The organism is Mesorhizobium sp. USDA 4413 (assembly GCF_056280365.1).
Map to the genome: position 1 here is coordinate 4378693 of NZ_JBVPRP010000001.1, position 14085 is coordinate 4392777.

Here is a 14085-nt window from a genome sequence, read left to right on the forward strand (position 1 = left end):
ATCAGCTCTCCTGGAGAAAGGCGCCGATGGGCGCCGGCCGGACAGGGGCCTGTCCGCGGAACCGTCCCACCGCGCCCGGCGTACAGCCGGCCCGCGTCGCGACGAGCTCGACGGCGGCCAATTGGCAATAGCGTCCCTGGCAGCGTCCCATGCCGGCGCGTGAAAGCGACTTCACCCTATTGGCGTCGCCGCCGCCCAAATCCGCGCTCTCGCGCACGGCTCCTGCTGTAACGTTCTCGCAGCGGCAAACAATCGCCTCGTCGGGAAGTGTTCGCACCATCGCGACTGGCCAAGGAAAGGCACAGGCCAACCCGCGGGCAAAACGCTCGAGCCGCGCGAGCTTGCGCAGGTCGGCGCAAACGGAAGGCGCCGGACGCCCGAGATCCGCAAGACACGCAGTCGCGGCAAGGCGCCCGGCCACTTCCGCGCCGTCCGCTCCGAGAAGACGCACTCCGTCGCCGGCAAGATAGACGCCGTTGCCCGCCCGACCCATCTCGTCGGCCTTCGGCAGCCATTGCCGCCACTGCTCGTCATAGGCGAAGGCGCATCCAGCAAGGTCGGCCAGATGCGTCTCCGCCCGCAGGTGCCAACCCATGCCGATCATGTCGCATGCGGTGATTCGCTCGCGGTCGCCGGCGTCGCGCCAGCGCAGCGCCGTCACCCCCGATGCGCCGGCCTCGATCCGCTCCAGCCGAACGCCCGCGTGATAGCGGCGGCCGAGCATCGCCCGCAGCGCCAGCCCGCGCAGCGCGATGATTGGGCGGGCGGAAAGTCCCCAGAACCCCTGCATCTGCCGGTGCCAGGGGGAGGTGTCGAGTACCGCCGCCACATCCGCTCCAGCCTTGAGGAGCTGCGCGCCGACCAGCGTCAGCAAAGGCCCCGATCCGATGAGGACGATCCGCCGTCCGAGCGCCACGCCCTGCGCCTTGAGCGCGATCTGCGCCGCGCCAAGGCTGTAGACGCCGGCGTTCTGCCAGCCGGGAATCGGAGCCATCCGGTCGGACGCTCCGGTGGCAAGGATCAGGCGGTCATAGCCGATCACCTGCACGCCGCCCTCCCCCAGCACATGCAGCCTACCTTCATGCACGGCGATGACCGATCTGCCGGCGAAATGAGTGAGCCGCCCTTCTTCGGCCAGTCTGTCGAAGAGCATATGCAGTGCGCGCGCCTTCGCCGCCTCGGACCCGTAGAGCTGCTCCGGCGTGCGGAGAAACCCTGCCGGCGGGCGGCGGTAGATCTGCCCGCCCGCCCGATTGGCCTCGTCGACCACCACCGGGTGAAGCCGGGCTTCTACAAGCGTTGCGGCGGCCCTTATGCCGGCGGGACCGGCGCCCACGATCACGATCCGCGGCGCTTGTGGCTCGCTCACGGCCAGTTCTCCGGCGGCGTCGTGCGCAGTCGCATGCCTTCAGCGACAGGCGTTGTACAGGCGCGCAGGCGCGATCCTTCCTCCTGCCACACCCAGCAATCCTGGCAGGCACCCATCAGGCAAAAGCCGGCGCGCGGATCGGCTCCGAACTCTGACTTTCGCAGCGCGTGGCCCGATGCCAGCATGGCGGTCAGCACAGTGTCGCCCGCCAGCGCGCCGCGGATCTCACCGTCAAGAAGGAACTGCACCTCTGCTCGGTCGCGCTCGGCCAGCCGGACGATGCGGCCGGCCGCGATCATTCCGCAGCCTCCCGCACCGCACGAGGACGAGGCAGCTCGGGAAACCGTTCGCAGACCGCATCGAAGGCGGCCTGTACACCTTCCGGCCCCGAGCGACCTTTCATGCGGCGGAAGATCTCCGTCTTGGCAAAGAACCGCCAGTGGATCGGCAAGGCATCCAGCAGAGCGTGGAGCCGGTCATAGGCAGCTCGTGTCCACCGCGCTTCGTAGCCTTCACGCTCCGGACCGAAATGGAAGTGGCCGGTGGACGACTTGTGCCGCGCGCGCAATTGCTCCGTCGCCTGCTCGTCCACCTCGCCGCCGCGGATGACGACGCCGTAGTCGCGCTCGGCGGAGGCCTGCGAGACATAGCCCCGCCGCACATCCTGCGCGACCCGCCAGGGCTCGCGCCGATGCGGGTCGCCGCGCCCGCCGCCGCCGGCGGAGCGGATCTCAAGCACGTCGCCGGGCTGCAGGACCGCGGTGTCGATGTTGCCCAGCCGCCGCTCATGCTCGGTCCCCGGATTGACGACCATGTCCGACAGGCCGGCCGCCTTGCCGCCCAGCACACCCCAGGGACGGAAGAAGCTGCGGTCGCGGTTGCGCGCGGTAATCCGGGAGTCGGGGGCAAAGACGCGAAAGGCCATCTCGGTCGCCAGCCCGCCGCGCCAACGGCCCGCACCGCCGCTGTCCCGGGCGAGCCCGTATTTCACGAACTCAACCGGAGTCTCGGTCTCGGTGATCTCGATCGGCGTGTTCTTGAGATAGGCGGCATCGGCGCCCGACCCATTGGTGCCATCGCGATGCGGCATCGCGCCGCCGCCGCCGACCACCGGGTTCACCGCTGCGATGACGGTCCTGCTGGTGCGCTCGTCGGTGGTCATGACGTTGACGATGCAGTTGTTACCGGCCGGAGCCGCGGGCAGCCGCTCAGGCACCGCCTGCGAAAAAGCGCCGAATATGACCGAGCGCAGCCGGGCGCAGGTGAGCGAGCGCATGCCGACGGCAGCAGGGTGGACCGGGTTAAGCACCGAACCTTGCGGCGTAATGCAGGTGAACGGCCGGGTAAGGCCTGTGTTGAGCAGGATCTTCGGGTTGAGCGTGTAGAGCACGTAGTAGACGCCGACGAGCAACATGGTGTGGCGCGGGTCGCCGCCCGAAGGCACGTTGAGCGAGGAGCCGAGCTGCGGATCGGAACCGGTGAAGTCGAGCACCGCCTCGTCGCCCCTAATCGTCAGTGTCACCTTCAGCCGACAGGGATTGGCCTCGACCGAATCCTCGTCGGCGTAATCGGCGAATTCCCAGGTGCCGTCAGGCATGGAACGCAGCACGTCGCGCGCCTGCGCCTCCGCATGGTCGAGGAGAGCGGAGACGCCTTCGATGAAGCCGGATTTGCCGAACTTCTTCACCATCGCCAGAATCTTGCGCTCGCCGGTGTTGAGCGCACCGACCAGCGCCTTGATGTCGCCGATGTTGAGGTCGGGCTTGCGCACATTGGTGCTCATGATCCTGAGGATCGTCTCGTCGAAGACGCCTTCCCTCACCAGCTTCATCGGCGGAAAGCGGATGCCTTCCTGATGGATCTCGGTCAGCGCGCGGCTGAGCGAGGCCGGCACCGCGCCACCCATGTCGGTGTTGTGGATGTGCCCGCCGGTCCAGGCGACGATCTCGCCGTCGACGAAAACCGGCTTCCACAGATGAGTGTCGGGCGCATGCGTGGCGACGTGGCCGGAATAGGGATCGTTGGTGAAGGCGACATCCCCCGGCCGGTAGTCATCGACCATGGCGATGGCGCGGTGGTAGGAAAGCCCCGGATACCAGGTGGCGCCGAGTTCCATCGGCACGGCGAAGGTCGCGCCGGAGCGGTCCATCAGCATGACCGTGAAGTCCTGTGTCTCCTTGACGAAGGCGGAGTGCGCGGTGCGGTGCAGCGTGTGCGCCATGTTCTCGGCGGCCGCGCGGGCGTGGTTTGCGAGAACCTGAAGGTTTGTCCGGTCAAACAAGACAGTCACTCCGGGAAGGTCAGCAGAAGGTTGAGATGACGGTCGACGCGTGCCTGCGTTCCCGCAGGTATGGCGAAGGTGGTGTCTTCCTGCACCACCACGGCCGGCCCGCTGAACGTGCTGCCGGGCACCAGGTTCTGCCGGTCGTGAAGGTCGACGGTCTGGACGCTGAGGCCCGTGTAGACGGGCAGCAGGCGCACTGGCGCGGCCGGAGCATCGATCTCGTCGGTCTCCGGAAAGGACAGGGCCGGACCTGCGCCTATCGCCGACAGCCGGACATTCACAAGCTCGATCGCGCCGTCCGGGTCGTGGAAATCGTAAAGCCGCTCGTGGGTGCGGTGGAAGGCCTGCTCGATCGCGGTCATGTCACCTTCGGCCAGCCATTTCGGCGAAAGGACGACCTCGATCTCATAGCTCTGCCCGACATAGCGCATGTCGCAGGACAGGCAGAGTTGCGCGGCCGCGTCGTGCCCCTGCGCCGCGAGCCAGTCGCGGCCCTCTTGCGCAAGTGCCTCGAACGCCTCGCGGATCATGGGGAGCGATGCGCCCGTCAACGGGCCGAAGATGGTGCGGATGAAGTCGCCGCGCAGATCGGCCACCAGCCCGCCCAGCGCCGACACCACGCCCGGGCGGCGCGGCGCCAGGACGCGTTTCATGCCGAGTTCGCGGGCAAGGAAGGCGCCGAGCATGGGGCCGCCGCCGCCGAAGGGCATTAGCGTGAAATCGCGCAAGTCGACGCCGGCGCGCGACGCGAGCTTCTCGACCTCGACGAACATCTCCGACACCGCGATATCCAGGATCGCCTGGGCCGTCTGCTCGACCGGGCGGTCGAGCCGCGCGGCAAGCTCGCCGACCGCGCGATGCGCCAGGCCCGTATCGATCCTGAGCTGGCCATAAGCCATCTCGCTGTGACCGAGCCATCCGCACACCACCACGGCGTCCGTCACCGTCGCCTGCTCGCCGCCACGACAATAGCATGCCGGCCCGGGCGTCGAACCGGCCGACTCCGGCCCGACACGCAGCACCCCTTGCGCGTCGACGCTGGCGATCGAGCCGCCGCCGATGCCGATCGAGCTCACCGACACCGACGGGATATGGAGCGGAAACTCGCCGATCAGCTCGCCGGTGCCGAACTGCGCCTCGCCGCCTATGATGAGCGCGAAGTCGGCCGAGGTCCCGCCGATGTCGAGGGTAAGAACCTTGTCCTCGCCTGCCTGACGTGCCAGCCACGAGGCACCGATGACCCCGGAGGCCGTTCCCGACAACAGCATGTTGACACAGGCGCGCTTGCCTTCAGCGGCGTTCATCAGCCCGCCGTTCGACTTCGTCAGCATCGGGCGGGCCGGCACACCGCGATCCTTCAGCCGCGCTTCCAACGCCGTCAGATAGCGGGCGACGCGCGGATGGACATAGCCGTTCAGGATGGCGGTCGAACTGCGCTCGTATTCTCGGATGACCGGCCAGACCTCGGCCGAAGTAAAGACGAAGAGGTTCGGCGCAAGACGCGCGATTGCCGCTTTGACCGCAGCTTCCTGCGCGGCGTTGCGCCAGGAATGGAGGAAGGCGACGATGATCCCTTGCGCCCCGTTCGCTTTCGCTGCCGCGACCGCGCTTTCCACCGCCGCCATATCCGGCGCTCGCGATTCGCTGCCATCGGCACGCATGCGAGCTGGAATGCCGAAGACCATATCGCGCGCGATCAGCGGGTCCGGCCGCGCGCAGAACAGCGAATACATGTCCGGCATGCGAAGCCGCGCGAGCTCGATCACGTCCTCGAAACCGGCATTGGTGAACAGCGCGAGCGGCGCGCCCTTGCGCTGGATGATGGTGTTGATGCCGACGGTCGTGCCGTGCACGAAGCGCGTCATGCGGGTGGGATCGAAACCTTCGCGTTCCGCCAGGAGGGCGAGGCCGGTCATCAACTCGGCACCCGGATCTTCCGGCGTCGTCAGCACCTTCAGCGAGGCGACGCGCCCGGACTTTGCCTCGAGCGCGCAGAAATCGATGAAGGTCCCTCCGATATCGACGCCGACTTTCCAGTCGGCCCCGTTCCGCGCCTCATCCGCGCTTGCGATGGCACCGTCCATGAGCCGTTCTCCCGATTAACCAACCGAAAGCTGGCACGGCTGGACGGTGCGCGTCCAAGACGTATAAGAGGCAGGGATATAAGCCATGCTTATGCCTTGACGCGATGGTCGCCGAGAACGGCGGAACAAGCCGCGCGGATTTCGTCGCGCATCATCTCGTCGGCCCGCGAAAGGGCCCGTGCGCGCGAAGCCAGCAGCGCGATCGGAAACTCGGGTCCAGCCGCGAGCGGCCTGACTACAAGCCCGGCAAATTGCTGCCACGGCAGCAGGGCGTCGACGAGGGCGATACCCAGACCCGCCTGGACGAAGCCGACCGCGGAGATGGACGCGTCGATCTCGAGCGACGGCGCAAGCGCCACCCCCTGCGCGCGGGCCGCGTGGGCCAGCTCGTCGGCGGGACGCGTGTTTCCGCGATAGGTTATCAACTCTTGCCCGGCGAGGTCGGCAAGCGTCAGCTCGGTTTTCCTGGCCAACGCATGTCCGGCGGGCAGCAGGCATGCGAAGCCGATGCTGCCGATCACGTCGGCCGCGATGTCGGGTGGCAGGCGATCGTCCATGGCAACGCCGAGGCTGGTATCGCCGGCGCGAAGCATGTCGACGATCGCGGCGATCGGGGCGCTATGGGAACGCAGCAATATGTTGGGATGCTGCGCCCGGAACCTAGTGAACGCGCGCGGCAGTATAGCCATGGCCGGCGGCGGGGACGCCGCAACCCGCACCAGCCCGGCGCGCCCCAGCCGCAGATCCGTGGTCTTGCGGCGCAGCCCGTCCAGCCCCGCCGACAGCCTCTCGGCATCGGGGAATATCTCGAGCGCATCCGGGGTCGGCCGCAGCCGGCCCTTGACCCGCTCGAACAGCGTGAAGCCGAGTTCGTCCTCGGTGTGAAGCAGGATTTGGCTGAGCGCAGGCTGGGAGATGTTCAACATCCGTGCCGCGGCGGTCACGGTGCCCGCGCGCATGACGGCGATGAACACTTCAAGCTGCCGAGCCCGCATTGTCACTCCATAGGTAAAGCTTATAGGCCTTGCCCAAACCCATCTTTGACGCAATACCGCGGCGCCGACAAGATGGATGCATCCAAGGATCAAGGAACGACTATGGATGTGATCGTGCTGGGCGGCGGACTGATGGGGACGGCTTCGGCCTATTTCCTTGCCAGGCGCGGCGCTCGCGTGACGCTGATCGAACGCAACCGGATCGGCACCGGGGCAACCGTCGCCTCCTTCGGCAACATCCGGCGCACGGGGCGTCATCTGTCCCAGCTTCCGCTGGCCCACCGCTCGCTTCGGCTGTGGGGCGAGGCCGAGAAAATGCTTGGGCGCGACGTGGAATTCCGGGCCACCGGTCATATCCGGCTGATCTTCGATGAAGGCGGTCTCGCCGACATGCGGGCCTATGCCGAGGCGGCGCGTTCCTTGGGGCTCGAGTTGGAGGAGCTTGGGCCGCGCGAAATCCGTTCCCGTTTTCCTGGCCTCGGGCCCGAGGCGATCGCGGCGTCGTTCTCTCCGCATGACGGCAGCGGCAATCCGCGCCTGATCGCGCCGGCCTTTGCCGAGGCCGCCCGCAAGCTGGGCGCGGAAATCGTCGAGGAAGCCATGGTCGACAACATCGAGGCAACCGATTCCGGTTTCCTCGTCGCCACCTCGAAGGGTTCATTCGCGGCCGAATGCCTGCTCAACACCGCAGGCGCTTGGGGCGCGCGCATCGCCGCGCTGTATGGCGAACAGGTTCCGCTCGATGCCCGCGGCCCACAGATGGGCGTGACCGAGCCGCTGCCGCATCGGATCCTGCCGGTGGTTGGCATCTGGACGCGCGACAAGGACTACGGCGCCTATCTGCGCCAGGTCGAGCGCGGCAACATTGTCTTCGGCGGCGCGGCCGAACGGGTGGCCGTGGACCTCGATCCGGGCCATGCGGCCGCCGATCCCATGCGCCTTCCAGTGCAACTGCGCGCCGTTGCGCGGTTGCTGCCGGCGATCGCGAAGGTCGCTGTCATCCGCACCTGGTCCGGTTGCGAGGGCTATGTGCGCGACATGCTGCCAGTCATGGGTCGCTCGGCGACGACGCCGGGCCTGTTCCACGCCTTCGGCTTCTGCGGACATGGCTTCCAGCTCGGCCCGGGCGTGGGCGATGCCATGGCCGAGCTTATGGTGACCGGCCGCTGCGAAACACCGCTCGACGATTTCAGGGTGGATCGCTTCGGCCGCGGAGCCTAACGAATCGAATTGATAACCATTGGCTGTCCCAAGACATGGCGATGACACCTTGTAGGAAACACCAGAGTTCACCGCTACGGCCGATATGAGACGCAAAGCGGGCTCGGCGCGGCTTTCGCTGGACTACAATGCCGACGGCGCCTTGCCCTGTTCAGCCTGTGCTCCTGAACAACGGCACGAACGGGCTCTGGACGCTCAATCAGATGGCCATCGACAGCTCCGAATGGGAGGTCGGCTGGACGACGCTTGCCGGCAGCAACCTCAACCAGATAGCAGTGGTGCGCGATCTGACGCCGCCGGTCTGAGATTGCCGGCGCGCGCATGAGAGCCGGTAAGTTTTACGGCCGAGCGACCGCGCTCGGGCTCGCGCTGCGGCCAGAGGCCGATGCAGATATGCCGTTCCTGGAGGCGCTCACTAAACTAAAGTCCGGCCTCTTGGAGAGCCCATCGACCGCTACGACGTTTGCTCGCGAGAGAACCGGAAACATTCTAGGTGGAAGCAGCCGCACGTCTGCGACTTCGCTCATCGGAGAGCTGCTCTTTGTCCCGCTCGCTCATCGTTTCGGGTGCGGCCTCGATGATTTCTCCAGTCACGACAGCTCGAGTGCGCTCCAGCATTGCGGGGATCTCCCGGGCAGGCAACGGCCGACTGAGCAGAAAGCCCTGAGCCTCGGTGCAGCCTTCCTTTCGCACCCGCTCGAGTTGCTCGGCTGTTTCGATCCCTTCGGCGGTGGTCTGCATGCCAAGGCTGCTGCCAAGGCTCGTCACGGCGCGGATGATGGCGACTGAGCTGTTGACATCGGCGCCATCCTTCACAAAGGACTGGTCGATCTTGATCTTGTCGAACGGGAACGAGCGCAGATAGCTCAGGCTCGAATATCCGGTTCCGAAATCGTCCATCGCGATATGCACACCCAGCATGTGGATCTGTTCCAGCATCGCCAGAGTCGCCTGGGTGTTGGCCAGCAGAACTGTCTCGGTGACTTCAAGCTCAAGCTGGCTTGGCCGCAATCCAGACGCGTCGAGTGCCTCGACGATCGTCGAGAGCAAACGGGAGTTGCGAAATTGCGTTGGCGACAGATTGACGGCAAGCCTGATGCTTTTGGGCCAGCTTGCCGCGTCGAGACAGGCCTGCTTGAGCACCCATTCGCCGATCGGCACGATCAGACCGATCTCCTCGGCCAGGGGGATGAACTCCGCCGGAGAGACAGTACCACGCGCCGGGTGGTGCCAGCGCAGCAGTGCCTCGAAGCAGCTGACTTCGCCGCGATCGAGATTGAGCAGCGGTTGATAGTAGATCTCGAATTGACCCCGTGCCAGCGCTTCGCGCAGATCGAGTTCGAGAAGCCGCCGCGCCTGCATGCGAGCGTCCATTTCCGGCTCGAAGAACCTGTACGTCCTACGTCCTTCCGCCTTCGCCCGATAGAGCGCCATGTCGCCATTCTTGAGCAGCTGGTCGGCGTTCCCGCCATCGTTCGGCGCAATGGAAATGCCAACGCTGGCGCTGATCACAATCCCATGCCCATCGACGACATAAGGCGCGCTCAGCGCATCGATGACCTGTTGCGCGAGGGCGGTGGCCTCGACCGGCTGTTCGGCCCCTCTTTGGATGATCACGAACTCGTCGCCACCGAGCCTCGCCACCGTGTCTTCTTCGCGCACGACCTGCCTCAGCCTCGCGGCGACCTCTTTCAACAATGCGTCGCCTACCGGGTGCCCCAGCGTATCGTTGACCGTCTTGAAATGGTCTAGATCGAGGCAAAGGAAGGCAGCCTTGCTATCCTTGCGTTCCATCTCGATCAAAGCTTCCTCGGCGCGTTCGCGGAACAAAATGCGGTTTGGCAGATCCGTGAGCCCGTCATGGCGCGCCATGTGCGAGATGCGGGCTTCGCTGCGTCGCAAGTCGGTCACATCGTGGTGGGTGGCAAGCCAGCCGCCGCCCGGCAACGGCTGGTGGATAAGGTCGATGGTGCGCCCGTCCCTGAGTTCCACAAGGCTTACCACGCGCTCGGCGCGATCAATGGTCGCCGAGAGCTCTTCGAGATACTTGTCCGGGTCATGGCCGACATAGAGACCGGCGGCGATACGATATCGCATCAAGTCGGCCCACTGCGTGCCTGGACGGGTCAAGCCCTCTGGCAGATGGTAGAAGTCGGCATAGGCCTGGTTACAGAAAACCAGCCGTCGCCCGGCATCGAACATGCATAGTCCCACCGGCATGTTCGCGGCAGCGGCAGCGAGGTGCTGCCGTTCCAGCTCGGCCTCGCGGGCCAAGGCGTTGCTGCGCTCCAGACTGGCACGGTAACCGGCAAAGGCGGAGAAGAGCACTCCGACCTCGTCCTGCCTATCCGTTTTCAATGCAACTAGGTTCGAGCGGTGTTCTCCCCGCGTCAACCGGTGCATCGCCTCGCTGACCGCCAGGATCGGCTTGCTGACATTGTGGCGTATCCAGACAATAAGCAAGCCAAGGCATAAGGCCGCAAAGGTAATCGCGGCCCAAGCCAGCCGCTGTGCGATGGTGTAGGTGCGGTCCGCCATGGCGGCGGCAGCCGTGCTCCGCTGATTGGTGAGCGCCAAGAGGCCGTTCAACCGATCAGCCGCCGCGGCAACCGTCGGAACTGAAATAGCCTCGAACTCATTGGCGGCCTTCGTTCGCTGTCCCGCATCGAGGAGCGGGATAATTGACGACAGGGAGTCCTGATATGCCGTCCACAGATTGACAAACTGGTCGAACAGCCGCTGCTCAGACGCCGATCCAGCACTCCTGCGGTAGGCGCGGCGGCCTTGGAGCATTTCTTCGCTCTCTCCCGCCATCTGTTTGTCGATGTCAGATATTTGCTGAGCGTCGGTGGTGCTCATGCGCAGCGTTGCATAAAGCTGGTGTTGCGCCAGGTTGCGCTTCATCTGCTCGACGATTTGGACTTGCGGCAACCAAATGCCCGTAATCTCGCTCGTGACCTTGTTGAGTGCTCGTAGTTGCGAAGCGCCAAATACACCTACTGCGACGATGCAGAGCAAGGCCAGTCCGAAGCCCAGTGAGAGCTTGCTGCCGACACTAACATCTCTAAACCGTTTCATCCAAACGCCGATCTGATGAGACTTGTCCCGACCGCGCGCGCCGATAGCGCGAGAAATGGAAGCGCCTCACTGATCTCGCGCTTAAATGTATTAAAGCTGACTTAAGATCGAAGTTGAAACGACTTATTCGGCGGCCGCAGTGCAGCGGGCAAATCATAGCCAGAGATTGTCCCTCTGCTATCCAGAAAGCAGTCAGCAAAGTTATGCTTGCCGCCGTTTGACTTCCGTCCGAGGGCCGCCGCCCACGAGCAAGCACATGGTCGCTATCAAACATGCATGCTGCGGGGCGGAAATATCCTTCTGGACGCTAATACAAGCCGCTACATATTTAACGAGTGGGCGGCTGTCGGCGCAGCTCGTTCGGTGCACGACTGCTGACCAACGCATCGACCGGCTGAATTCGGGATGGGAGGAAGGCCGTGGGAGATCACACCGGCTCGGCGCGCAACGCAGCCGACTTCGTCATTCACAACGTGCTGGATACGGTCCAATACTCCGACCGGGGCGTGGTGGTCACAATGGTCGATCCGCAAGGCGCACGTCTTCGCCTCCATATCACCATGGTCACGGGGGAGATGCTTTGCGAACATATCGCCGACGCGCTGGAGCAGCGTTACGGGCAATAGCAAGCCTGCTGTGGCAGCGCCATAATCCTATTCAGCGCACGTGGAAATCCCTCAGCACCGGCTGTCGACGACGAAAAGGGCTTGGCAATGCGTTAGCATCGAGCAGATGACAGTAGATTTCTTGAAGATAATGGATGCCCTTCGCACTGCTGAATGCACCGCAGGCCACAACCGAATTTACATCAGAGATCAAGGTGAGAGAGCTGCTTTCACCCAATCCAGCCGTGCGGCGGGGACGAGGCCGTAATTGTAGAAATTGAGGCCGTCGACGTCCGGGCGCCGCGCCGGCTTCACCTTTGCGGCGAGCGCATCTGGCCCGGCCATTTCAGGATAAAAGAGCCGGTAGCCAGCACCGAGGAACTTTCCGGCGCCGAGCGCGGCGCGACCGGCCGTTACCAGGCTTGCGACATCGCCCGGCCGCATGTCGTAGGCGCACAGGATCGCCCCATCGCAGACCTGGCCGAGCGCCGCGAGGTCGCAGCCTCCGAGCCAGCCGTCCTTCAGGTCAATGACGAGGACGTTCGTCGCCGGATGCGCCACCTCGCGCAGTTCAGCGACGAGACTGGTGACCGGCTCGAAGCGCCAGGCAAGATAGGCGTGGAGTTCGGGCCAGGGCCGGAAGACATCTAGCCCGCCCGCCGGAAAATCGGGAAAGCGCCGCGCAGGCACCGCCCGCTCGCAGGCCTCTACGATCCATTGCGCGACGAGTTTTTGCGCCGCTTTGCCATCGACGCCGGCTTTGGCCGCGCGATCCAGACAGGACGGGCAAAAACACAACGAGAGGAGAAAATCGTCCTCCGGCGTCAGCCCGACGCCGTCCTTTTCATGGTGATATTCATGCGCAAAACCCATGAAGGACGGGCTTTCAAGCTCGATCCTGTCCGGCCTGTAGCCATACGAGATATCGGCGACCAGCGCGCGGACATAGGCGCGCGCGTCAGCATGCGATGGACAGAGGTTGTAATAATTGGGATCGCCGAAGGCGTTGCGGGTGACGGCCTCAGGGTGCAGCATGCCGAGGCGCGTGTTGTGCAGGCACACGGTCCAGCACGAAACCCCTGGCCCGCCTGCCTCGCGGCGGCGGATGAGCTCGCCAAGCACGTCGCCGCCCTCGCCGATCACATCCGCCACCTTCGGCTGAATGACGAGGTCGGCCCACCGTGCCGCCGACGGCTTGAAGTAGATCGTGCCGTCCTCCGGGAAATAAGCTTTCCGCTTCGGGCTGCGCGGCTGCAGGAACCGCCCGGCATGATAGGAGGTCGCGAGGCTCACCATATTGAGCCCAGCGCGGCGAGTGAGGTCGCGCTCGACCGTCTCCAGGCCGAGATCCTGGATATCCCACGGATAGGTCCACATCGAAAGCTGCATGCTGGTCCTCTGTTTCTGGCGCTGCCTGGCGTTGTTTAGTGTCAGCCCTCGACGGGCTCCGCCACCTGCATAAGGCAGTCCCCGGCCTCGCACATCGTGTGCAGCCGGCGCGACAAAACGATGCCGCCTTCGGCAAAATGCAGGGCCTCCTCGGCGGCGTCCAGCCGCTCGAAATCGTGATACCAGCCCGCGACCTGCCCGGCGCTCACGCTGTCGCCGAGCTTGACCGCCGGTTCGAACCAGCCGCGCCGCGTCGCGTAGAGGCCCTGGCTGTGGCGCGACAGCGAAAGCAGCCGCGTCGGCACTGCAGGCCCGGCGCCGGGCGCCAGCAACGGCATCTCCATCACGCCCAGCGCAACCATGAGGCTGTCGAGCGCGCGGGCGGTCAGGGCCATCGATTCGACCGTCGCCGTGCCGCCGCCGCCGAACTCGCCGCTGACGCCGATCGCGCCGGCGCGACGCGCCGCGCCCATCGAGGTCGGTGATGCTGGGCCGTTGTCAGCGATGAAGCCGAAGGGCATGCCGAGCGTGCGCATCAGTTCGACGCCGCGCCGATGCCGCTCGGGATCGGCGTTGCGCTCGACGAGTGACGTCGGCAGATGCTCCATCGAGGTGCCGCCGGAATGGATATCGAAGATGACCTCGTGGCGGGCGAACAATTCCGTCTCCAGGAAATGCGCAAGCCGGCTGGTCGGCGTGCCCGACGGATCGCCCGGAAACGCCCGGTTGAGGTTACCGCCGTCGAGCGGCGAGCAGCGCTTGGCCGCCATCACCGCCGGGGCATTCGTCATCGGCAGGATGGTGACGCGGCCGCGGATTGCAGCCGGATCGAGGCGGCGCACCAGCTTCGCCAGCGACAGCTCGCCCTCATACTCGTCGCCATGATTGCCGGCCATCAGCAGCAGCGACGGACCTTCGCCATTGCGGATCGTGCAGATCGGCACCTTGACTTGGAAATAAGGCGACCGGTCGATCGAGAACGGGATGCTCAGATGAGCAAGCGTCTTGCCGTCACGGTCGAAATCGAGCGTGTGGACGAGGCCGGTATGCATAGCGTCCC

General features: G+C 65.2%; 10 protein-coding genes. 2 read left to right on the top strand and 8 right to left on the bottom strand.

What is annotated here, in order from left to right; genetic code table 11:
• Position 1 precedes the first annotated feature (1 nt).
• The 5 genes from ACVMIM_RS21410 to ACVMIM_RS21430 form a co-directional block, all read right to left on the bottom strand.
• A complete protein-coding gene (locus ACVMIM_RS21410; protein ID WP_476114392.1) occupies positions 2-1369 on the bottom strand; it encodes an FAD/NAD(P)-dependent oxidoreductase in 1368 nt (455 codons plus the stop codon).
• Entirely contained in the window at positions 1366-1668 is a 303-nt protein-coding gene (locus ACVMIM_RS21415; RefSeq protein WP_278048723.1) for a (2Fe-2S)-binding protein, read from the bottom strand. The genes ACVMIM_RS21410 and ACVMIM_RS21415 overlap by 4 nt, the downstream gene beginning before the upstream one ends.
• A complete protein-coding gene (locus tag ACVMIM_RS21420) occupies positions 1665-3650 on the bottom strand; it encodes a hydantoinase B/oxoprolinase family protein (protein ID WP_476114394.1) in 1986 nt (661 codons plus the stop codon). Before ACVMIM_RS21420 ends, ACVMIM_RS21415 begins: the two co-directional genes overlap by 4 nt.
• Positions 3651-3655: 5 nt before the next feature.
• Positions 3656-5737, bottom strand: coding sequence for a hydantoinase/oxoprolinase family protein (locus tag ACVMIM_RS21425; RefSeq protein ID WP_476114395.1), 2082 nt, complete (start codon positions 5735-5737; stop codon positions 3656-3658).
• Between the two features lie 89 nt (positions 5738-5826).
• Positions 5827-6732: a LysR family transcriptional regulator gene (locus tag ACVMIM_RS21430; protein ID WP_476114396.1), complete on the bottom strand. Its 906-nt coding sequence runs from the start codon at positions 6730-6732 to the stop codon at positions 5827-5829.
• A gap of 102 nt (positions 6733-6834) precedes the next feature.
• Between ACVMIM_RS21430 and ACVMIM_RS21435 the strand changes: the two genes are divergently transcribed.
• Positions 6835-7953 (top strand): NAD(P)/FAD-dependent oxidoreductase, encoded by a 1119-nt coding sequence (locus ACVMIM_RS21435; protein ID WP_476114397.1) that lies wholly within the window; start codon positions 6835-6837, stop codon positions 7951-7953.
• A 489-nt stretch (positions 7954-8442) separates the two neighbouring features.
• Here ACVMIM_RS21435 and ACVMIM_RS21440 read toward each other — a convergent pair whose 3' ends face one another.
• Positions 8443-11031 (bottom strand): EAL domain-containing protein, encoded by a 2589-nt coding sequence (locus ACVMIM_RS21440; RefSeq protein ID WP_476114399.1) that lies wholly within the window; start codon positions 11029-11031, stop codon positions 8443-8445.
• 419 nt (positions 11032-11450) lie between these two features.
• On the opposite strand from ACVMIM_RS21440, the gene ACVMIM_RS21445 reads away from it, so the two are divergent.
• Positions 11451-11657 (top strand): hypothetical protein, encoded by a 207-nt coding sequence (locus tag ACVMIM_RS21445; RefSeq protein ID WP_476114400.1) that lies wholly within the window; start codon positions 11451-11453, stop codon positions 11655-11657.
• 189 nt (positions 11658-11846) lie between these two features.
• Here ACVMIM_RS21445 and ACVMIM_RS21450 read toward each other — a convergent pair whose 3' ends face one another.
• Together ACVMIM_RS21450 and ACVMIM_RS21455 are read right to left on the bottom strand one after the other, a co-directional pair.
• Positions 11847-13025 (bottom strand): hypothetical protein, encoded by a 1179-nt coding sequence (locus tag ACVMIM_RS21450; RefSeq protein WP_476114402.1) that lies wholly within the window; start codon positions 13023-13025, stop codon positions 11847-11849.
• A gap of 41 nt (positions 13026-13066) precedes the next feature.
• Positions 13067-14077, bottom strand: coding sequence for a succinylglutamate desuccinylase/aspartoacylase family protein (locus tag ACVMIM_RS21455; RefSeq protein ID WP_476114403.1), 1011 nt, complete (start codon positions 14075-14077; stop codon positions 13067-13069).
• Positions 14078-14085 lie beyond the last annotated feature (8 nt).